Source organism: Pseudoalteromonas ardens (assembly GCF_030125445.1).
Taxonomy (GTDB): Bacteria; Pseudomonadota; Gammaproteobacteria; order Enterobacterales; family Alteromonadaceae; genus Pseudoalteromonas; species Pseudoalteromonas ardens.
In genome coordinates, this window is the sequence record NZ_JASJUV010000001.1 from 474,663 (window position 1) to 496,598 (window position 21,936).

General features: G+C 44.8%; 16 protein-coding genes. 13 read left to right on the plus strand and 3 right to left on the minus strand.

The window, feature by feature from the left end:
- Nucleotides 1-78: 78 nt before the first annotated feature.
- From QNM19_RS01820 to QNM19_RS01830, 3 genes are all read right to left on the minus strand, one after another.
- A complete protein-coding gene (locus tag QNM19_RS01820) occupies nucleotides 79-207 on the minus strand; it encodes a hypothetical protein (protein ID WP_284026238.1) in 129 nt (42 codons plus the stop codon).
- Between the two features lie 467 nt (nucleotides 208-674).
- Nucleotides 675-1,625 (minus strand): carbohydrate kinase family protein, encoded by a 951-nt coding sequence (locus QNM19_RS01825; protein ID WP_049864772.1) that lies wholly within the window; start codon nucleotides 1,623-1,625, stop codon nucleotides 675-677.
- Nucleotides 1,625-2,815, minus strand: a complete 1,191-nt coding sequence (locus tag QNM19_RS01830; protein WP_049864773.1) for an AGE family epimerase/isomerase — start codon at nucleotides 2,813-2,815, stop codon at nucleotides 1,625-1,627. Before QNM19_RS01830 ends, QNM19_RS01825 begins: the two co-directional genes overlap by 1 nt.
- A gap of 170 nt (nucleotides 2,816-2,985) precedes the next feature.
- Between QNM19_RS01830 and QNM19_RS01835 the strand changes: the two genes are divergently transcribed.
- The 13 genes from QNM19_RS01835 (at nucleotide 2,986) to asd (ending at nucleotide 21,262) form a co-directional block, all read left to right on the plus strand.
- Nucleotides 2,986-4,257, plus strand: a complete 1,272-nt coding sequence (locus QNM19_RS01835; protein ID WP_049864774.1) for a sugar MFS transporter — start codon at nucleotides 2,986-2,988, stop codon at nucleotides 4,255-4,257.
- A gap of 189 nt (nucleotides 4,258-4,446) precedes the next feature.
- A complete protein-coding gene (locus tag QNM19_RS01840) occupies nucleotides 4,447-6,798 on the plus strand; it encodes a GH92 family glycosyl hydrolase (protein ID WP_284026239.1) in 2,352 nt (783 codons plus the stop codon).
- A gap of 41 nt (nucleotides 6,799-6,839) precedes the next feature.
- The gene (locus QNM19_RS01845) at nucleotides 6,840-7,538 is read left to right on the plus strand and encodes a basic secretory protein-like protein (RefSeq protein ID WP_284026240.1); all 699 of its coding nucleotides are present in this window, start codon (nucleotides 6,840-6,842) and stop codon (nucleotides 7,536-7,538) included.
- A gap of 223 nt (nucleotides 7,539-7,761) precedes the next feature.
- The gene (locus QNM19_RS01850) at nucleotides 7,762-9,651 is read left to right on the plus strand and encodes a methyl-accepting chemotaxis protein (RefSeq protein WP_125556911.1); all 1,890 of its coding nucleotides are present in this window, start codon (nucleotides 7,762-7,764) and stop codon (nucleotides 9,649-9,651) included.
- 187 nt (nucleotides 9,652-9,838) lie between these two features.
- Complete coding sequence (locus QNM19_RS01855; protein ID WP_049864777.1) at nucleotides 9,839-10,591, plus strand: DUF3450 domain-containing protein; 753 nt, start codon at nucleotides 9,839-9,841, stop codon at nucleotides 10,589-10,591.
- A 46-nt stretch (nucleotides 10,592-10,637) separates the two neighbouring features.
- Nucleotides 10,638-11,972, plus strand: a complete 1,335-nt coding sequence (locus tag QNM19_RS01860; protein WP_417711774.1) for a MotA/TolQ/ExbB proton channel family protein — start codon at nucleotides 10,638-10,640, stop codon at nucleotides 11,970-11,972.
- A gap of 2 nt (nucleotides 11,973-11,974) precedes the next feature.
- The gene (locus tag QNM19_RS01865) at nucleotides 11,975-12,502 is read left to right on the plus strand and encodes a MotA/TolQ/ExbB proton channel family protein (protein WP_010381299.1); all 528 of its coding nucleotides are present in this window, start codon (nucleotides 11,975-11,977) and stop codon (nucleotides 12,500-12,502) included.
- Between the two features lie 21 nt (nucleotides 12,503-12,523).
- Nucleotides 12,524-12,934, plus strand: a complete 411-nt coding sequence (locus QNM19_RS01870) for an ExbD/TolR family protein (protein WP_010381303.1) — start codon at nucleotides 12,524-12,526, stop codon at nucleotides 12,932-12,934.
- A gap of 9 nt (nucleotides 12,935-12,943) precedes the next feature.
- A complete protein-coding gene (locus tag QNM19_RS01875; protein ID WP_010381305.1) occupies nucleotides 12,944-13,549 on the plus strand; it encodes an energy transducer TonB in 606 nt (201 codons plus the stop codon).
- 17 nt (nucleotides 13,550-13,566) lie between these two features.
- Nucleotides 13,567-14,871: a tetratricopeptide repeat protein gene (locus tag QNM19_RS01880; protein ID WP_049865490.1), complete on the plus strand. Its 1,305-nt coding sequence runs from the start codon at nucleotides 13,567-13,569 to the stop codon at nucleotides 14,869-14,871.
- 172 nt (nucleotides 14,872-15,043) lie between these two features.
- On the plus strand, nucleotides 15,044-16,771 hold the full coding sequence (locus tag QNM19_RS01885; RefSeq protein WP_049865489.1) for a hypothetical protein: 1,728 nt from the start codon (nucleotides 15,044-15,046) through the stop codon (nucleotides 16,769-16,771).
- 90 nt (nucleotides 16,772-16,861) lie between these two features.
- Entirely contained in the window at nucleotides 16,862-19,549 is a 2,688-nt protein-coding gene (locus QNM19_RS01890) for a TonB-dependent receptor plug domain-containing protein (RefSeq protein WP_049865488.1), read from the plus strand.
- A gap of 600 nt (nucleotides 19,550-20,149) precedes the next feature.
- Entirely contained in the window at nucleotides 20,150-21,262 is a 1,113-nt protein-coding gene (gene asd / locus QNM19_RS01895; RefSeq protein WP_049865487.1) for an aspartate-semialdehyde dehydrogenase, read from the plus strand.
- Nucleotides 21,263-21,936 lie beyond the last annotated feature (674 nt).

Consider the following 21,936-nt stretch of genomic DNA (forward strand, 5'->3'; position numbering starts at 1 on the left):
AATGAATGGGGTGTCCGGGTAACAGGATTCTTCACAAGTATAGGGGTAGTTTTCTGGCTGTTTATAGAGATTGGCAAATCAGTCTGTATACCCTTCCGTGGTTTTAAATTTGACCACAGTGTGTTCTGATTGCGTGATCTCAACTTGATTTGCGATACAGGCGCTCAGGCAGATAGTCAAAGGAAGCACTACATAGGTTTTGTTCATGAATCGGTTCTTTTCTTATTTTTTTACTGTGATACGCTTGCGCCTAGCATAGCATAATTGATCAGCACTAAATCAAACGCTTAGATGTAAGCAGGTATGAATGTACTTGTGTTTTTTTGTCGACGAGAGTAGAGAATGGACAGAGTTGCGCCAGAAACCTGGTATGCGGTAGTGTTATTTTTTTCGCTTATTTTGGGACCTTTTATTATCGGCTGGGGTGTTATGAAGGTATATCGCCGATACCGCCCAAAAACACCATCAATGCAGGATCAAAATTCTGTGTCTGTGGTTGCTCAGCTAAGTGCACAGCGCGATGGATTTTTCAGACTTTATCTGGTTGGCCTTATAATTTGCTCACCACTTTTCTATTATGTTTATATCGAATATCTGATCCATATTTGAAGCCTCAGCGATCCGGCTAGTACATATAAATAAAGGTGCTTCCATGCACCTACTCTCACAAATCTTTATGTAACATCTTTATGCCCGGGTAAAGAATCGAACGCCCCGTAACGGGTCACTGCATAAGCACCGCAGCGGCTGGCATATTCCACCGCTGAGTTTACGATATCCGGATCGCCCAGCAATGAATCGATGGCCTGGTTTTCTTGCTGGCGAATGAGCGTTGCCAGTAACCCTCCTACGAATGCATCTCCAGCTGCCGTGGTGTCGACCGCTGCGACATCAGGGACATTGACACTTCCTTCAAATGAGCGTCCATAAAATCGAACCGGATTGCCGCCATCTGTAATGATGAGCAGTTTTACGTTCGCAGCCATAATCGCGTCGATGGTATGTGACTGTGGCAGGCTCGGATGACTTTGGGTATTTAAAAACTCGAGCTCTTCGAGTGACAGTTTCACAATATCTGCGTTGGAAATAACATGCCAAACACGCTTTGAGCAATGTGTCAGGGAAGCCCACAGGTTTTCTCTCAGGTTCATGTCAAAGCTGGTGGTCATTCCCTTTGCGTGTGCCTGAGTCAATGCAGATAGGGTTGTTTTGTAGATGTTGCTTTCAGTCAGGCTATTACTACAGACATGTAACACAGAATGGATGTCAAACATCTTGCTGTCAAAGTCATCCGCGCGAAATAGCAGATCAGCCGCTGGCGGGCGATAGAAGCTGAAGCTCCTTTCTCCGGAATTATCCAAAGAAACAAACGCAAGCGCGGTTTTTGCTTTGTCTGTGCTGACTAGGTAATCACAATTTACCTGATGATGTTGCAATTCACGTTTGATAAACTGGCCAAACATATCATCACCAACCATACCACAAAAGCTCGCTGCAACCCCCTGACGGGCTACGGCCACTGCAACATTTGCAGGCGCGCCGCCTGCATATTTAGTAAAAGATTCAGGCTCTTTACCATCAGACAGAAAATCTATCAGGGCTTCACCAAAACAGACTAAACTCATTATTTCTCCTGCCCAAGTTGCTTAGCTCTCAGTACTTCGTAACAGGCCCCCATAGTGTGATAGTCGGTTTTACCAGCAGGACTTTTCTCGTTGCTGTACTTCTCGTTACGACTGTCCAGTATCCTGTACCAGGCACCATGTTCATGGTCTATCATATTGTCCCAGCAATACTGCCATATTTTGTCGTACCACTGCCAGTAGCGGTCTTCGCCCGTAGCCTGAGCAAGCAGAGCGGCGGCAGCAAAGCTTTCTGCCTGAACCCAAAAATACTTGTCAGCGTCGCAAATACTGTTGTCTGGCGCAAATCCATAGAATATTCCGCCATGCTCTTTGTCCCAGGCTGTTTCCAGTGCGGTGTCAAACAGGTAGCGTGCACGCTCTATCATCCAGTCTTGTGGCATGTGCCTATGCAGGATTAGGAGTAACTTGCTCCACTCGGTCTGGTGGCCAGGTTGAAACCCCCAGGGGCGGAAAAGGTGTTTGGGATTATCCAGGTTATATTCCCAGTCGATCTGCCAGTTCTCAGAGTAGTGTTCCCAAATAAGGCCATCAGCCAGCTCTGCCTGTTTTACTGTCATTGTGGATGCCAGGGTGTGAGCGCGTTCGAGAAACTTGTTGTCATTAGTGGCTTCAAAACACATTAATAGCGCTTCGCACATGTGCATATTGGCATTTTGACCACGATAAGGGTCTGCGATACTGAAGTCGCCATTATACTCGTCAAGGTATAGCTGGTAATCGCTTTGAAAGTATTTCTCTTCTAACAAACACCAGACGGACTCAATGGTGTCTGCGGCTGACTCAATTCCCGCCTTAAGTGCAACGGCATTAGCGAGAAGAACAAAGGCAAGGCCGTAACAATGATTGGTGGTGTCTTCTGCCTGATTTTTATTGATTACCCACGCATATCCACCATTATTTTGCTTATGCACCGTCTCCAGAAAGTCCAGACCGTGTTGTACTTGTTCTAAATATTCAGGTTCTTGGGTATGCAAATAGGCCATCGCATAATTGAAGACAAACCGGGTACTGGAAACCAGGTGACGTACATGCTGGTTGTAAACGGTACCATCGTCCAGAAAATAGTGGAAGAAGCCACCATTGGGGTCGATACATCTTGGGTGGTAAAAGCCCATTGTTCGATTAATATGCTTAAGTAAGAAGTCGTCGTTTTTGAAGTTTATAGACATAACCTTTCCAGTCTGTGGTTATTCGGCCTGAGTCTTGTGACCAGGCGGTACTCTCTTTTAGTCGTACTGTAGCACCATCAAAAATAAATTGGAACGGTCCAATAAAACATTTGTGATTTTTCTGTAACAGTGTGTAGAATCACTGAATCCTATAACACGGAGTATTCCAAGTGAGCGAAATCAACACTAACCAAAGTTATGTTGCCAGTGGAGATGCAAAGAACAACAACTATTTGTTGCCACTGACCGCAATGACCACCCTGTTTTTTCTATGGGGATTCATAACCGTACTTAATGATGTACTGATCCCGCGTCTCAAAGCGGTGTTTGACCTGAGTTACACCGAAGCCATGCTGGTTCAGTTTTGCTTCTTTAGCGCCTATTTTATTGTCTCTTTACCAGCTGGTGCTTTTCTAAAACGGTATGGCTACAAAAATGGTGTATTAACCGGCCTTGTTGTTGCAGCGGCTGGCTGTCTTTTGTTTTATCCAGCGGTTGTCGTACATGAATACTGGTTATTCCTGACTGCATTATTTGTATTGGCTTCAGGTATTACAGTGTTGCAGGTGTCTGCTAACCCCTATGTTGCAGCATTAGGCCCGGAAAAAACCGCGTCCAGTCGATTAAATCTGGCGCAAGCGCTGAACTCTCTGGGTACTACGGTCGGTCCGGCTGTTGGTGGCATGCTGTTGTTTGGTGCTGGCGCAAGCATGGCGACAGATGCGAGTGCTGATTCTGTTAAAGTCCCTTATCTGATACTTGCAGGTGCCTTGTTGCTGATAGCAGCTGTATTTGCATTTCTTAAACTGCCAACAATCGAAGCGCACACAGAAGAGGGAGATTGTAAGGCACGTGGTCACAAGTTAACAGAAGCCCCACATCTGGTTATGGGTGTGGCTGCCATATTTTGTTATGTTGGCGCAGAAGTCGCGATTGGTAGTTTCCTGGTTAACTATTTTGCAGAGCCTTCGATTGCCGGCATGGAAGAGCATACCGCTGCAAAATATATATCTTATTACTGGGGTGGTGCTATGGTCGGCCGCTTTATTGGCTCTGCCGCTTTGCAAAAAATCTCTCCTTCTAAAGCGCTGATGTTTAATGCCATTGCAATCATTGCGCTGTTGCTGCTCACTATGTCAACGGATGGTAAACTGGCTATGTTTGCAGTACTTGCGGTGGGTTTGTTCAACTCAATCATGTTCCCGACAATTTTCTCAATTGCCATCGAGGGACTCGGGTCATTAACCAGCAAAGGTTCAGGTTGGTTGTGTCTGGCGATTGTAGGTGGAGCGCTGGTTCCTCTGGCTCAGGGTCTGGTTGCAGACAGCGCTGGTATACAGATCAGCTTTGTTGTCCCTATGGTTTGCTACGTATTTATCGCATGGTATGGCCTGAACGTGGTGTCTCTGTACAAACAGTGGCAGCAAAAAGTCGATAGCTAACCGTCACATTGTTAAGCCGGCCTCTGTGCCGGCTTTTCACCTTCTCAGTACATCATTTTTAACTTCCCACTTTTTATCTTTGCATTTATTTCTTATCCTGTTTCTATTGAATACGTATTCATTTGCGGTGTAAGATAGTGATAATTGGAACGGTCCAAATAATAACAATTAGGTATTAAGGAGAGGTGCATGTATCGCATCGTATCAGTAGCGACTTTGGCTACTTTGATATCTGTCTCATCACAGGGGATGGCAAAAGAGTCTAACACCCAGTGGGTAGATCCATTTATAGGCACCGGAGGAGACGGTCATACGTTTCCTGGTGCGGTTGTCCCTTTTGGTATGGTTCAGCTCAGCCCGGATACGGATAACCCAATGCGTGGGGTATCACCGCAGCCTGAAATTTACAAGCGGTGCGCAGGTTACCATTATGATGACACCACCATAGTTGGTTTTTCTCATACGCACTTTTCTGGCACGGGCCACTCGGATCTTGGTGATTTGCTGGTTATGCCTATTAGCGGGGAGGTTAAAACCGACCCCGGCACCGCAGAAAACCCAGATGCGGGCTATCGCTCGCGATTTTCGCATGATCAGGAATGGGCTGAGGCCGGTTATTATGGGGTAGAACTGCAAGATTATAATATCAAGGCAGAGTTAACGGCCAGTCCCCGTGTAGGGATGCACCAGTACACGTTTAAAAATGGCGGCGAGGGTCATGTTCTGTTCGACCTGACCAGTGCAATTTATAATTTTGAAAACAAAGTGATTTGGAGTGATATTCGCAAGATCAATGACACCACTTTGGTTGCTTATCGGGCAACTAACGGGTGGGCGCGTAATCGCCAGATGTACTTTGCCATTGAGTTTTCTCAGCCAATAGATAGTTACCGTTTCATCAATGAAGACAACATGCGCTATCGTTGTATGGGTTGCCTTGGTAAGGAAAAGCACTCAACGATAGAAAACAAAGCAGTCAAAATGACAGCGGGCAAAGCGGTTAAATTCGTAGCCAGTTTTGACAATGTAGAGAGCAAACCGCTACAAATAAAAGTGGCGCTATCTGCTGTCAGTCGTAGTAATGCACTCGAAAACCTGACGGCGGAAATCCCGCACTGGGACTTCAACAAAGTTCGCAAAGCCGCCAGTGCGCAATGGGCATCGTATTTAGATAAAGTCGATGTTGAAGGCACTCGCTCTGAAAAGCGTCAATTTTACACCGCACTTTACCATGCATTACAGGCACCCAGTCTCTATCAGGACGTGAACGGGCAATATCGCGGTGTAGATGGCGAAATACATGATGGTAAGGATTTTGAACATTACACGCTTTACTCGCTGTGGGATACCTATCGCGCGTTACATCCGCTGCTGACCTACATAGATCCAGACAGAGTCTCGGGTATGATCCAGTCTATGCTGGTGCACTATCAGCAAAGCTACGAAAAAATGTTACCTATCTGGTCTTTCCATGCACACGAAACCTGGACCATGATTGGTTATCACGCAGTCTCTGTTATTGCTGATGCTTATCTTAAGGGGATCCGCGATTACGATGTTGATTTGGCTGTAGAGGCCATCATTAACACGGCAAACAACCCGGTTTACGATGCGATCCCGGAATATAAAAAGTATGGCTATGTGCCTATGGATGTTTTGCCTGAATCCGTTTCGATTACGCTGGAATACGCCTATGACGATTTTGCTATTGCCAGAATGTTCGAGGCAATGGGTAAAAGCGAGCAGGCTAAACACTACTATGCCAGGGCGATGAGCTATAAGAATGTGTTTGACCCACAAAGTGGCTTTATGCGTGGTCGTGATAGCCAGGGCCGTTGGGATCCCGAGTTTAATGCATTTAAAGCAAAGTACATGGGACCATTTACAGAAGGTAACGCAATGCAGTACAGCTTTTATGTGCCCCAGGACGTTGCTGGTCTTATTGAGTTAATGGGCGGGGATGAGGCATTCACGCAGCGACTGGATGAATTGTTCGATACGCCGCTGTCACATGACATGATTAAAGAGCACGAGGACATTGCGGGCCTCATCGGTAATTATGCGCACGGCAATGAACCTAGCCATCACATCGCTTATTTATATAACTATGCGGGCAAGCCATGGAAAACACAGGAACGTATTCGCCAGATTATGGATACATTGAGTTCAGACAAGCCTGACGGACTTGCTGGTAATGATGACGTTGGCCAAATGTCTGCCTGGTATATCTTCTCTGCAATGGGCTTCTATCCTGTAGCACCGGGCGATCTGGCTTACGCGATTGGTGCGCCTCAGACGCCTAAGGTCACCCTGAAGCTGGCAAACGGTAAACGATTCACAACCACGGCCGTGGGTTTGAGCGATACCAATAAGTACATTCAGTCAGTCACCCTCAATGGTAAAGCGCTGCAACGCAGTTACCTGACTCATGAAGACATCATGGCTGGCGGAGAGCTGAAATATGTGATGAGCGACAAACCAAATAAACAATGGGGCAAGACTGTTACTGCCAGACCACCTTCTTTATCAGAGTATAAATAATGAAAGCGTTTAGGATATGTCAGGTAGCCTGTGTACTATTCATGTCGGCGTCACTCTCTGCTGCTGAGATAAACACTCAGCTAAAGCCGCTTGCTTTTGATGCTGATATTGCATGGCAGCAGTTTGCGCTGCCAAATGTGACAATCAGAAATTTCAGCGAATCAAGCCCCGCGGTTTGGCAGTATGTTGATATCAGGCTGGTAAGGCAGATTTCATATAATGTTGCAAGGCTGCTCTACAAGGATATGTCTGTGGCACCTCAGCTGCCTAAAATTGAAATCATTCTAGAAGACATGAAAGGGGTTGCATACAAAGAGGGGGATTTTAATGGTGCGAAAATACACATCAGCGCTCAATACCTTGCGAAATTTGCTGAAGGTAAGTCGCAACAAGCACTGTATGATGAGTTGTACCATGAAATAGCCCATGCTTATCAATTTGATGATAACAACTACAAAGAAATAGGTCCCGTGATAGAGGGGATTGCGGATGTGGTCCGTATGAAGGCAGGATACGTTGATCCGGGCTTTCGTAAAGCAGGCGGCAACTATGATTCAGGATACAAAACCACCGCGTTTTTTATTCACTGGCTAGAAACAACCGGCTATCCGCATCTGCTGGTTGATTTGAATGGACAGCTAGACCCAAATGATGACAAACAGTGGAGCTGGCAGACTTTCTCTGAGCATTCAGGGATTGATTTATCGCTTAGCTGGAAGGCTTATCAGTCACAGCTTTAGCACTTATTGCTAATTATTGTGTGTCATACAAAGGTGAGAAATATCTCACCTTTTTTCGTTCCTGACGTTGACACTTGTCTAATAACCAGTCAATTGAAAAATAAATCGTGAAAACAAGTGTATAATTGACTTAAGGCAGCAAAAGTTTCGCCGATAAGGTAAGACAAACTCGTTAAGATTTGGTAAAACAAATTTGTATTAGCAGAATTAAGACAGGATCCCCATGTTTAGTGCGCTTAAATTTACAACTAAAATAACACTGGCCGCTTCATTGGTGCTGGTGATCGTGCTCTCCCTTTTTACCGTGAACAACTTTATTCTGATGCGCTCGCAAACTCAGGCTCAGCTGACTCTGGTATTGCAGGAAATCTCCGAGTCCGTGTCGCAAAACATTGCAAACTGGCTGAATGACAGGCTGGATATTGTCAGTTCAGTAGCCAGCGGTCATCGTCGTGATGATGCAACCGCAGATATATTGCGCCGGGTACAAACTGCGCACGAAGCCGGACACTTTAAAAATACCTTTATTGGTACGCCAGACGGCCAGTTCGTCCTGAACGATACGACGGTGGTTTTACCAAGCGACTTTGATGCCACACAAAGGCCCTGGTATAAATTGGCAGAACGTAAAAGGGATACCGCATTTACGACCCCTTATATAGATGTAACCAGTAATGAGCTAACCATTACGGCAGTGGTGCCTATTATGAACAATGGTCGCTTCTCTGGTGTTGCTGGTGGCGACATAGATATGGCCACCATCACTGATATCGTCAATGAAATAGATTTTCTTGGTTATGGATATGGCTTTTTGCTGGACGCCGAAGGGCGTATCCTGAGCCACCCGGACACGCAGCTGAATGATAAACCAATGGTGGACTTATTCGGCACTAAATTACCCCTCACTGAAGCGTTCGCAGAGTTAGAAATCGATGGAAAAGAAAAGCTCGTTTCCTTTGTGGCAATGCGCGGCATCAAAAATGTCGATTGGTATTTAGGCGTAGTGATAGACAAAGAGATTGCCTACAGCTCAGTCGCGTCATTTCGCAATATGGCATTAATCTATATGCTGGTGGGCGTAGTGGTGATAGTGGTGATGTTACAACTGCTGCTCAAATACCTGATGCGACCTATGGTTCACCTGAATGAAGCTATTAAAGACATTGCGCAGGGTGAGGGTGATCTGACGCGTCGGCTGGATGTAGAAAACAACGATGAATTTGGTGAGCTATCGAATTATTTCAATCTGTTTGTAGACAAAATTCACGAGAGTATCTCTAAGGTCAAAGAAACCACACTGGCACTGGAACAGGTTATGGCTGGGTTACAATCCCAAACTCAGGGTGCCCTGGACATTTATACTGAGCAAACCAAGCGTACCGACAGTGTCGCTACTGCAATTAACCAACTGTCATCCAGTGCGGTTGAGATTTCTAATAATGCCAAGCATGCGTCTGAACTTGCCACTGAAGCAAACAGCTTGTCGAGTCAGGGGCAGGTTGCGCTCAATGCCAATATTGAAGAAATTGGTTCACTCAGCGCTAAAATGCAAAAGGCACAATCAACAATCGATGGCCTGGATAAGTTGACTGCAAGCATAGGTCAGGTCTTAGAAGTCATCAAAGGGGTCAGTGAGCAAACTAATCTGCTGGCACTCAATGCAGCAATAGAAGCGGCACGTGCGGGAGAGGCCGGCCGAGGCTTTGCCGTGGTTGCAGACGAAGTCAGACAGCTTGCACAGCGTACTCAGGAGTCAACACAGGAAATTGAAAATACCATTGGCGAGCTGCAACAGGGTTCAGCATCGGCCGTTGCCGTGATGAAATCAAGTATTGATGATTCCAGTAACAGTGCCGAACAGGCCCAGTCTGCAGGGACTAAGATGCAGGAAGTCACTCACGCTATTGACTCTATTGATGGCGTGAACCATGCCGTTGCGAGCGCAACACAAGAGCAGAATGCGGTGATCCAGTCCCTTGACAGTGACATTCACGGGATCAGTGATTTATGTGTTGAGGGCAGCGACAGCCTGACAAAAACATTGCAAGAATGCCAGACGCTAAAATTGCAATTTGATGAACTCGAAAATATGCTCGCCAAATTTAAAGTATAATCCTTTCAAAGGCTGCATGATTGCAGCCTTTTTTATTTGTTGCATCAAAATAAACAATTCCCTCCATGAACTATATATGACATCTGTAACCTAACTGTATTGTTAGCGCAACATGGATGTCATTTAGGCACATTAGACTGCACGCAATTCCAATATAGCAACAAGCAAATATTAAAAGGTGTATGCGATGAAGTGCGTTAACCACTTGCTATTAGCAGGTATGGTCGCTGTTGCGGCCAATGCTCAGGCAAATGATCTGAACAAAGTCATTGACTCAAGTTCGGCAATCAATCAGTCCGCTCTAAAGTCTCAAAATAAAATCAACTCGATTGCAGACGATATGCAGTCAAGATTACAAAAATTCAGAACGCTGAATAAAGAGATCGATGGCCTGGTAGTGTATAACGGCCAACTCGATAAGCAGATAAAAAATCAATTAGAAGAAATGGCTGCTATCAATGAGTCAATGGATCAGGTATCCGTGATCGAGCGTCAAATCACCCCCCTGATGATGCGTATGATCACCGGTCTTGATCAATTTGTTTCTCTGGATGTGCCGTTTTTGAAAGAAGAGCGTGCAGAGCGTATTGCTAAGCTACAGGCAATGATGGACCGCGCGGACGTGTCTTCCAGTGAAAAGTTCCGTCGTGTTTTAGAAGCCTACCAGGTAGAAGTTGAATACGGTCGTACGATTGAAGCGTATTCAGCTCTGTTAACTGTTGATGGTCAGGAACGCGAAGTTGATATGCTGCGCATCGGACGTCTTGAACTTCTTTATGTCACGAAAGACGGCAGCAAAGCTGGTAGCTGGAACAAAGACAGTAAGTCATTCACAGCACTGCCAGACACCAATATCAGTCAAATCAACAAAGGTATCCGCATTGCACGTAAGCAACTTGCCCCGGATATGTTAACTCTGCCAATTCAGGCTGCAGAATAAGAGGTATATGATGAACTTTTTTAAATCTTTCAGCCTAAAAACCGTTATGGCAGCAACACTGGCGTTGTCGAGCTCCGCATTTGCAGCCGAGCAGGCAATGGATCTGGATACACTGTTGAAGCAACTTGAGCAAGGCCAGAGCGCACAAAATGCACAAAACGCCCAACGTGAAGCTCAGTTTAAAGCACAGCAGAGTGAGCAGGTAAGAATGCTTCGCGAGTTAACGTCTAACCGCGATGGTGAGCTAAATCGTTCAGAGCGTCTCGAAACTCAGTTTGAAGAAAACGAAATTAAACTTGGTAACCTGAGCGATACGCTTTCAAAGCGCATGGGTTCACTAAAAGAGTTGTTTGGTGTTCTACAGCAGGTTGCTGGCGACTCAAGCAACAAGTTCCGTACTTCAGTTGTATCTGCAGAAATTCCTAACCGTAGCGCCTTTATGGACGATATGGCAAAACGTATGGGCTCGAGCACAAAGCTCGCTTCAATCGAAGATATCGAGAAGGTGTGGGTAGAACTGCAGCGTGAAATGACAGAGCAGGGTAAAGTATCTCGTTACACCTCTGACGTTATTGTTGCTGGTGGTACTAAAACGCAAAAAGAAGTACTTCGTGTTGGTGCATTTAACCTGATTGCAGACGGTAAATACCTGTCTTACAACCCTGAAACTAACACATTGTCAGAACTAACGCGTCAGCCAACGGCTCGTTTCACACAAAGCGCTGCTGAGCTTCAGAGTGCGCAATCTGGCATTGTTGATTTTGCCCTTGACCCGACTGGTGGTTCAATCCTGGGTCTGTTAGTTCAGGCACCAAACACCAAAGAGCAGGTTGAGCAAGGTGGTGCAGTAGGTTATGTCATCCTGGGTGTTGGTCTGTTGGCATTATTGATTGCGCTAGAGCGTTTCATTTCACTGATGATTATGGGTGCTAAGATCAATCGCCAGCTGAAAGACTCTGTTGCACGTGAAGACAACCCGCTAGGTCGTGTGATGAAAGTTAAAGAGCAGTATCCTGATGTTGCATACGACACGCTTGAGCTGAAATTAAGCGAAGCAATTTTGCGAGAAATGCCAAAAATTACCCGCAACCTGACACTGATCAAAATCATTTCAGTCGTTGCGCCACTGTTGGGTCTGTTAGGTACCGTAACCGGTATGATTAACACCTTCCAGGCAATCACACTGTTCGGTACAGGTGACCCGAAACTGATGGCGGGTGGTATCTCTACGGCGCTAGTAACAACGGTACTGGGTCTGGTAGTGGCTATCCCAACGGTATTCCTTTACACCCTGCTTAACACTCGCTCTCGTAATCTGCTGCTTATCTTGCAAGAGCAAAGCGCTGGTATCATCGCTGAACGTAGCGAGAAAGGAGCGTAATTGTGGTTCTTTTAGTAGATGCAATTAATGCGCTACGTGAGTTCCTAGATACAGGTGGCCAGGTTCTCCTGGTCATCGGACTGGTCACTTTTCTGATGTGGCTGTTAATCCTCGAACGTTTTATGTTTGTTTTCGGCAAATTCAGAACTTATCGCAAAGATCTGCTGAATAGCTGGAGCAGCCGAGAGGAGAGAAACAGCTGGAATGCAGAGCAGATACGCCAGGCCATGATCTCACGAGCCGGTATTCAGCTTAACAGTAATCTGCCTTACATCAACGTGATGGTTGCCTTGTGTCCGCTACTGGGCCTGCTAGGTACGGTCACAGGTATGATTGAAGTATTTAATGTGATGGCAATCACAGGTTCCGGCAGTGCACGTTCGATGGCAGCCGGTGTGTCTAAAGCCACTATCCCAACAATGGCGGGAATGGTTGGCGCGCTTTCCGGGGTGTTTGCCTCGACTTTCTTACAACGTAAGGCCAAGCGCGAAGTAGAACTGTTGGAAGACAAGCTGTTGCTTGACCACTAGAAAAGATTTTGAGGAAACATAATGAGAGCTCCATTAGCTAAGGTTTTTCAGGAAGAAGAAGCCGAAGAAATTAACATGACACCCATGCTGGACGTTGTATTTATCATGCTTATCTTCTTCATCGTAACGGCGTCATTCGTTAAAGAAGCGGGTATCGATGTGAACCGCCCGGAAGCTGCAACAGCGGTTAAAAAGCAGCGTGCCAATATCCTGGTTGCGATTTCTGACAAAGGTGAGATTTGGATTAACAAACGTCAGGTTGATATTCGTGCTGTTCAGGCAAATATCGAACGTCTGAAAGCTGAAAATCCACAGGGCAGCGTTGTTATTCAGGCTGATAAAAAAGCAACGACCGACACCTTAATCAAGGTAATGGATGCATCTCGTGCCGCGGGCGCGTTTGATGTCTCGATTGCTGCACAGGAATCATAGGATTAGAAAATGCGTTACTTACTAGCACTCGTTATTGCAGGTATTGTGACTTTTTTCTTGTTTCTCGGTATGCAAGCACTGATCACAGGCGGCGAAGGCAAGATGGACGAGCCGGTTAAAGGCAACGTTCTTGACTTTGTACGCCTGAAAAAAGAAGAAACAGTTCAGAAAAAAGAACGCAAACCACAAAAGCCGCCAACACCAAAAGAGCCGCCTCCGCCAATGGATGCACCGCAGATGCAAAGTAATAATCTCGATGCAGCTGGTGCTGACTTCAATTTCAGCGCAGATGTGGCGGCCGATGTTGATCTCGCAGGGGGTTTAGCACTTGAATCCAGCGATGGTGAATATTTGCCTATCGTTAAAGTGGCACCTGTTTATCCAAGGCGTGCACTGTCTCGCGGAATTGAAGGCTATGTCATTGTTGAGTTCATTGTAACTAAACAAGGCACAGTGAGAGATCCGGTTGTCGTCAAAGCCGAGCCCGAGAACATTTTTGAACGTGCGGCAATGGATGCAGCGTTGAAGTTTAAGTACAAGCCTCGTGTTGTGAACGGTGAAGCGGTGGAAGTGGCCGGAGTTCAGAACAAGATCTCATTCCAGATCAACGGCTAACAGACAAAGGTGCGATTATGAAACTATTTAAAAAAGCCTTGTTGGTAAGTGCACTAAGTTGTGCTGGTCTGATGGCGCCAAGCCTTGTCTCGGTGTTACCCGGCGTAGACCTGGCTGTAGCTCATGCTGAAACTAAAACTAAGCGAGTTCCGGCACTGCGCGAGAAGGTATACAGCCAGCTTGCACGTGCACAAAAATTGGCTGATGACGGTGATGTCAAAGCTGGCCTTGAGGTACTCGACTCCATCAAGGAACGTTCAGGAAGTATGAACTCTTACGAAATTGCCATGATGCACAATTTCTATGGGTTCATCTACTACAACGAAAACCAGCTTGATAAAGCTATCGGTTCATTTGAGCTGGTTGTCGCCGAGGAAGCGATCCCGGAATCATTGAGATTATCGACAACCTTCAGTCTGGCGCAGCTGGCGATGGCAAATGGTGATTACAAGGCAACGGTTGATTATTTAGACAGATGGAAGAAAATAAATACTCAACCAATTAAAAGTAATTATTATGTATTAAAAGCACAGGCTTTATACCAGGATAAAGATTATCAATCAGCAGTAGAGAATATTAATATAGCTGTATCGTTAACAGAGAGTGAGGGAAATGTACCTAAGGAAAACTGGTTAGTTTTACAAAGGGCACTATATTACTCATTAAGCCAGCCAGAAAAGGTAGCTGAAGTACTCGAGAAAATGATAAAGCTGTTTGATAAGCCTGAATACTGGGTTCAGTTAGCTGGTATGTATGGCGAATTAGGCGAGGAGAAAAAGCAATTGGCTTTGCTGGAAACAGCTAAGCAGAGAGGCTTTATTCAAAAACGCAGTGACATTATTCAGCTTGCTCAGGTTTATCTGTTTAACGGTTTACCATACAAAGCCGCGCTAGCTTTGGACGACGGCATTAAAAAAGGCGTAGTTGAAGGCAATGCTAAAAACTATGCATTTATTGCTGAGGCTTACGTACAGTCTAAAGACGAGAGCAAATCGATAGACTATTTTGTTAAGGCAGACAAAGATGTTAGCCATGGCAACTATCTGCAGCGTATAGCAGAAGTGTACATCAACCTGGAAAAGTTTGACGAAGCAGCAGATGCAGCCCGTAGCGCACTTGACAAAGGCGACTTGACCTTTGAATCGAACGCCTATGTTGCACTGGGAATGGCGCAGTATAATTTGAAAAACTTTGATGCATCTATACTGGCATTTGAGCAGGCAGAGAAGCACAAAAAGTCGGCTAACCTTGCGAAGCAATGGATAAAATACGTTAAGCGAGAAAAAATTCACGCCGAAACGTTAAAGCAAGCTCTGTTATGATTTTATAATCGCAACACCAAAGCCGCCTTCGGGCGGTTTTTTTATGCCTGAAAAATAGAAGTTCTTACCCTAAATGGATACTTTCATTTTTTTGAAAATAAACAGACACACAAATGAAATATATGGTTTATATGATAACGCCAGCTCAAATAAACACTCAACGGAGAATAAAATGAAACTTACTGGGTTATTCAAAGTAAGCCTTGTTACATCTGCACTTGTACTAGCTGGTTGTGGCGGTGACATCGAAGTAACACCGACTGTAAATGATACAAGCGTTACAGATTCAAATAACACAACAACAAATAATAATACTAACACAGGCGGCGATAATTCCGGTGGTGATAATGGTGGAAACACTGGTGGCGATAAAGAGCCTGGTGTTACTAACCCATGTGTAACTCGTACCGTTGCTGGCGTAGAAGTTCAGGGTGACTTCCGTAACGACAAACATTGTTACTATGATACTTCATTCGCAAGTAAAGCATTAGAAATCACAGAAAACATTACATTTGATGCATTACCAGATGGTGGCGCACACGTATTCGCTGGCGCACTGCTAATTGGTGAAAACTGTGATACTAGTACAGGTTGTGCAGTACCAGACGCTGGTCCTACTCTTACAATTAAGCCTGGTGCAACTATGGCATTTGCTTCAGGTGAAGCGATTATTCGTATCTCTCGTAGCGCTAAAATCATGGCTGAAGGTACTGCTGAGGCGCCTATTACGTTTACATCAGCAAACGACATCGAAGAATTTGACATCACTGGTACTGGTCCTCAGTTTGCTGACTGGGGCGGTATCATGATCAACGGTAAGGGATTAACCAACCAGTGTACTAATGCTGCTCGTGCTGACGATTTATGTAATGTTCCGGCAGAAGGTATCGTGAGCCATTTCGGCGGAGATAACAATGCAGACGACAGTGGTAACATCAAGTACGCTAAAATATTCTATGCTGGCTCTGGTCCACGTGAAGGCGGCATCGGTAACGACCTTAACTCACTGACATTGAATGCAGTAGGCTCTGGCTCTAGCTTTGAATTCCTTCACATTCACCAGGGTTTTGATGATGGTATTGAGTTCTTCGGTGGCGCTGCAAACATCAAAAATATTGTCGTGACTGATACCCAAGACGATTCCATTGATATTGATGCTGGCTGGCAGGGTAAGGCTCAGTTCATTTATATTAAGCACGGTACTATCAAAACCAAAAAAGATGTGAACTACACTGTCAAAGATGACGAAGGAAACAAGATCGTCCAGACTATTAACGCCGGCACTAATGGTTTCATGGGTAACAACGGTTTTGAAACCGATGGAGAAAAAGAGACCGGCCCAGAGTACGATGATGTATCTCCATCTAACCCTACCATTGCAAATGTAACAGTTGTTACCACAGACGGCAGGTCAATCCGTGACAATGATCCTTCTCAGGCTGCAACATTTGACGACGCAATCCGTGGTCAGTATTACAACACAATGTTCATTAAAGAAGATAACGCTACGAATGGTACAGCGTGTCTTCACTTTAAAGACAGTGATGCAGCTAAAAACGCAGTTGACAATAACCTGAACTTCCACAGCTCTGTACTTGCTTGTGTTGCTAACTTTACAGATTCTGGCAAGCCACTTCCTGAAGGTCAGGAATACACAACTTGGTGGGATAATGACGGTAAGAGCATCATTCTTGATAAAAAGGGTGACGTACTAGCAGAGGATGGCTTCTCAACTAACCCAGATTCTGATGATATCACCGTTGAAGCAAATGACCTGAAATCTCTAAATGACGATTTCTTCGAAGAAGTTGACTATGTAGGCGCAGTTTCTAACGCAGATACGTCAAGCCCTTGGTACAAGTGGGTTAAAGAAGCTCTTGAGCTAGCTGACAAAGACTAATCTCTAAGATTACTTTGTTTTTAGCTCAATAAGTATTTCGAACTAGGCGCATTGATTGCGCCTTTTTTACGAGTTTTATCAGGATTGCAAATGAATACGCAGATAAAATTAAGAAAAGTCGCTTTGGCAGTAGGTGCTTCTTTGTCCGTCGGTATGACTGCGCCTGTATTTGCTGAAGAAGCGCAGGAAATTGAAGAAGTTGTTGCAGTCGGCTCACGTCTACAAGGTAGTGCTGCGGCTGTTATTGAAGAGCGTAAAAATCAGGCTTTCGTAGCCGATATCCTTGGTGCAGAGCAACTCTCTCGTACCGGTGATAGCGACGTAGCATCTGCGCTACGACGTGTAACGGGTCTTACGCTCGTTGATGGTAAATTCATCTACGTACGTGGCCTGGGTGAGCGTTACTCAAGTGCTCGATTAAATGGTGCAGCGGTACCCAGCCCGGATCTGACCCGCAACGTTATTCCTCTGGACATATTCCCATCGAGTATTATAGAGAGCCTGGCTGTTCAAAAAGCCTATTCTCCTTCTATGCCAGCTGCATTTGGCGGGGGTAACATAGACATTCGAACTAAGTCAGTTCCGAGCGAGTTTGTAGCCAATATTGAGGTAGGAGTTGGTCAGAATCTTAACTCTCAGGATGGATACACGTTTAACAGAAATGATAGTGGTATTCCCGTCGCGGTTCAGACAGCAATAGTTAGGTATCGTGGTGATCTTTCCCTGCGAGGCATCGTTGAGCGTGAAGGGTTTACCGGTGATGGAGATCTGACTCCCGCAGACCAGGCACTCGCAGTTAATAAGTCTTTGGTACTCGAATTACCTCGAGATATTCGTGTCAAGGAAGAGTCTCTGGATCCTAACTATGATATAAAAGCGAGCATTGGTAACAGCTTTGATGAAAGTTGGCTTGGCGGAACGATCGGTTTTCTGGCTGCGGCATCTTATGACAACGACTGGAAATATTCGGAACGAATGACAGCAGTCCTAGATCAGTCATTTCAGGAAGGATGTAAAACAACATTAGAGACAGCAGAAGACGCAACTAATTCTTGTTATGTGACGGTAAAGGACTCAAAAGAGACGACGCAAACAGAGCGCATCAGTGGTGTATTCAATCTGGGCTATAAATATGAGCAGCACAATATTTCTTATTCAAAAATTTACCTGGAGGATACTGAGGAGGAGTCAGAACTCTCCACATCAGAGAGTCCTAATGGTAGTACAGTAAGAACGAAAGCTGCAACGGGCCAGGCGTATCGCAATTACGACTTTAACTATGAAGAGCGTATTTTGGATATCGATCAGGTTGTTGGCCAACACACATTCATGGACTACATGGGTATCGGAGTCGATTGGCAGTATACAGAGTCAAAGGCTGAAACAAAGATCCCTACCAATATTGGTTATAACTTCATTGACAATTTTGATGAAGCTGAAACTTATCAAGACTCAATAGTAACGGGCGACGATAACCGTATCCTCTATTCATATACTGAAATGGAAGATAACGTTAAGTCGTACGGCGGAAACCTGACGTTACCCTTGTATCTCGAGAACATCGAACTGACTTTTAAAGCTGGTTATGATTTCGTAGACCGTGCACGTGTTTACTCGACTTCAGGCTTTGCGATCCACAATGAGACAAACATTGCAATTCCGGTAAATTCCGATTTAGAGGGAATCAATGGTATTACTTCTTACTTGAGTGATGACTTTGTTTCTAATAACGATTTTTTGATCGCGTTCAATGAACCTACGGCTCCAAGCGCTGATGACTACATCGCAGCACAGAAAATAGATGCTGGCTACTTTGAGTTTGACGCAATTTTCAATAACACCTGGCGTTTAAGTGGCGGTATTCGCTATGAAGACTTCAAACAGGTGTCGATTGGTACCTCAAGCTTGGTTTTTGATCGTGTCACGCACAGCACTATCTATTCGGAAGAGCGGATCCTTGCTGGTACGGTTAACGAAGATGATTTCTTTAACGCCCTGTCGATGACTTATCTCGGCGGTGAGAAGTATCAGATACGATTTGGTTATGGTGAAACAGTTGTTCGCCCTGATTTACGTGAATTAGTTCCGGTCGCATATTTTGATCCATTAACCGATATTCGGACAATCGGTGTTTCGGGACTCAAGAGCAGCGAACTGAATAATTATGATGCACGATTTGAATACTATATGGATAATGGCGACAACTTCTCGGTAGGCGCGTTCTATAAAGATATTACAGCGCCGATAGAGTCGATATTGCAAGTTGGCGATGAAGATTATACAGCCACATTTGTAAACGGCGACACTGGTGAAGTGTACGGTGTTGAAGCCGAGTGGCTTTACGATTTATCAGGCGTAGTCAGTGGGTTCTTTACATCGGGTAACGTAACATTGAGTGACTCCGAAGTTGAAATTGATCCGGCAAGAGCAGGTAACCTGACGAATCCAACCAAGCGTATGACGGGACATTCTAAGTATGTAGTAAACTTGCAGCTTAACTATGATTCTGCAGATGGTCAGCACAGTAGTTCACTTGTGTATAATGTGTTCGGTGAACGTATTCTGGCATCTGGTATCGGTGGTCGTGAAGACGCGTTTGAGCAGCCATTCCATTCTCTAGACCTAGTTTACACTTGGTACCCGGACTTCAATTCACAGGTTAAGTTCAAGGTTCAGAACTTACTTGATGAAGAACAGGAAGTGACTCAGTCTGACTTTATAGTGCGCCAAAAAGAGGTGGGCACTAGTGTAAGTCTGAGCTACAAGTACGAATTCTAAGTTAGTTTTTTAGAAATCCAAAAGCCTTCGGTCTGTTGAGTCCCGAAGGCTTTTTTTATTCAATTTCCCCCTAGGAAACTCGCCAGTACTTTTGCATAAAACTGAATATCAGAAGAGTATGCTCACCAAAAGGTGGGTACAAATGAAAATGATGCCTGTTTGATTCTTTCGTGGTGTTCGCAAATTCGCTCTAAGTCAATTTCTATAGGTTAAGATGGTGATAAGGTTAAACTTATGTGACATTTGTGGTTTTGCTAAAGTGGGAAAATATTTTCTTACTTTTCAGATCGTTGTAATCAAAATTTCTTGAACCCTTGTTAGAATTAAGCCATACTTTGTTCTCACATACAAAATCAGAATTTTGGCAATTAGAATGAGTTTCTGATTGCTAACAACCTAGTTCTAAACTGTTGCTTAGGCGGCAGTATGGGACACAACCTTTACATGTTGTATCCAAACCCCGCTTATGCGGGGTTTTTTATAATTTATGTACAAGTTTAACGTTAAAAGTATAGTTTCTTCGGATAATGTTTGCTATTTTTAGACGTCTAGACATACCTCTCACGCAAAGTACTCAATGATTCAAAAAAAGGTAATACCATGAAAAAAGTAGGACTAATTGGTTGGCGTGGAATGGTCGGCTCTGTATTGATGCAACGTATGCACGAAGAAAATGACTTTTCTGATATCGAACCTTATTTCTTCACCACATCTCAAGCCGGCCAGCCTGGACCGGAGGTTAACGGCGAGGCTAAAGCGCTCTTAGATGCCTATGATCTCGACAGCCTTTCCCAAATGGACATTATTTTGTCCTGCCAAGGCGGTGATTATACCAAGTCGGTATACAGTGACTTAAAAGGCAAAGACTGGAATGGCTACTGGATAGATGCAGCATCCGCATTAAGAATGTCATCCGACAGTATTATAGTGCTGGATCCGGTTAACAAAGACGTTATTAAGCAAGGCCTGGAGCAGGGCGTTAAGACCTTTGTTGGCGGAAACTGTACCGTTTCTTTGATGTTGCTGGCACTGGGCGGCTTGTTCGAGCAAGACTTGATAGAATGGGTGAGCCCGATGACCTATCAGGCGGCATCGGGTGCCGGCGCGCGTAACATGAAAGAGCTGATTGCCCAGATGGGTGACATACATGATTCAGTTAAGACACAATTAGAAAACCCAGGTGCGGCAATACTGGAAATAGATAAATTGGTCGCCGAAAAGTTAAAATCTGACAGCCTGCCAACTGATCAGTTTGGTGTCCCGCTTGCCGGCAGCTTAATTCCCTGGATTGATGTACCAATGGAAAGTGGGCAAAGTAAAGAAGAATGGAAAGCTCAGGTCGAAGCGAATAAGATTTTAGGATCGAGTAAACAACCGATCCCTGTTGATGGGATCTGTGTGCGAATTGGCGCAATGCGCTGCCATGCTCAGGCGATGACGATTAAACTTCGCGAAGATATCCCCGTCGAAAGAATCGAAGAAATTCTGGCATCACATAACGAATGGGTAAAGGTGATCCCGAATGATCGCAAGATTACGGAGCAGGAACTTACCCCTGTAAAAGTGACCGGTACGTTGAGCATTCCGGTCGGAAGAATTCGTAAACTAACCATGGGTCCGCAATATATCAGTGCATTCACTGTGGGTGACCAGTTGTTATGGGGTGCCGCAGAGCCATTACGGCGTATGCTTAGAATTATTGTTGAGCAATAAAGCATACTAGAACTTCAAAGACACCAGATAAAATCGCATACGAGTGATTTTGTCTGGTATCAATGTATTGAGTGATCTGAAAAGTACGTGTTGAAGTCATCAAGCCAGTATCTGTATCTGATATTTAAACTCTTAGCATTTCTCGGCTTATACAAGCAATCCAATTTATCGGAACTGATTAACTTAAGACTAAATCAGATAACGCCATTCATTGGGGGCATAACAGTACAAGAACCTTAAAAGCCTCTTAACCATGCATTCGCACACACTCTAACGCCTAAATTTAACATCCTATAATTTATATTATGTTAAATGAGTTATTTCCAAGTTTTATCCCCTACGAGCATCTGTGTTTTTTAGCCTATATCGACAATGGCTAGCCTCTTACTCAAAGGTATAGATTTTCGTTCAATTTTGCTCACGACGTTTATCCGTGATTCGCCATCTCTGATGATTATAGTTATTAAACTTTTTACCGGCGCTCGAATAACCTTTCGTAATACCTTTCTGCCGTCAATTATCAACAATGCTGTCGGTTGTCGGTTGTCGGTTGTCGGTTGTCGGTTGTCGCTATGGTAATGGTGACTCTTAGTAAAATAAAGACCGATACTAACCAGTATCGGTCTTTATTGTTTTGTGAAGTAAACCAGCCAAAATAAGTACTTGAAAAAAGA

Excerpts from the sequence above, each read along its gene's own strand:
- asd (WP_049865487.1), top strand. The coding sequence starts at position 20,150 with ATGAAAAAAGTAGGACTAATTGGTTGGCGTGGAATGGTCGGCTCTGTA.
- QNM19_RS01870 (WP_010381303.1), top strand. The coding sequence starts at position 12,524 with ATGAGAGCTCCATTAGCTAAGGTTTTTCAGGAAGAAGAAGCCGAAGAA.
- QNM19_RS01840 (WP_284026239.1), top strand. The coding sequence starts at position 4,447 with ATGTATCGCATCGTATCAGTAGCGACTTTGGCTACTTTGATATCTGTC.
- QNM19_RS01875 (WP_010381305.1), top strand. The coding sequence starts at position 12,944 with ATGCGTTACTTACTAGCACTCGTTATTGCAGGTATTGTGACTTTTTTC.
- QNM19_RS01820 (WP_284026238.1), bottom strand. The coding sequence starts at position 207 with ATGAACAAAACCTATGTAGTGCTTCCTTTGACTATCTGCCTGAGCGCC.
- QNM19_RS01825 (WP_049864772.1), bottom strand. The coding sequence starts at position 1,625 with ATGAGTTTAGTCTGTTTTGGTGAAGCCCTGATAGATTTTCTGTCTGAT.
- QNM19_RS01860 (WP_417711774.1), top strand. The coding sequence starts at position 10,638 with ATGGCAGCAACACTGGCGTTGTCGAGCTCCGCATTTGCAGCCGAGCAG.
- QNM19_RS01885 (WP_049865489.1), top strand. The coding sequence starts at position 15,044 with ATGAAACTTACTGGGTTATTCAAAGTAAGCCTTGTTACATCTGCACTT.
- QNM19_RS01850 (WP_125556911.1), top strand. The coding sequence starts at position 7,762 with ATGTTTAGTGCGCTTAAATTTACAACTAAAATAACACTGGCCGCTTCA.
- QNM19_RS01880 (WP_049865490.1), top strand. The coding sequence starts at position 13,567 with ATGAAACTATTTAAAAAAGCCTTGTTGGTAAGTGCACTAAGTTGTGCT.
- QNM19_RS01855 (WP_049864777.1), top strand. The coding sequence starts at position 9,839 with ATGAAGTGCGTTAACCACTTGCTATTAGCAGGTATGGTCGCTGTTGCG.
- QNM19_RS01830 (WP_049864773.1), bottom strand. The coding sequence starts at position 2,815 with ATGTCTATAAACTTCAAAAACGACGACTTCTTACTTAAGCATATTAAT.
- QNM19_RS01845 (WP_284026240.1), top strand. The coding sequence starts at position 6,840 with ATGTCGGCGTCACTCTCTGCTGCTGAGATAAACACTCAGCTAAAGCCG.
- QNM19_RS01890 (WP_049865488.1), top strand. The coding sequence starts at position 16,862 with ATGAATACGCAGATAAAATTAAGAAAAGTCGCTTTGGCAGTAGGTGCT.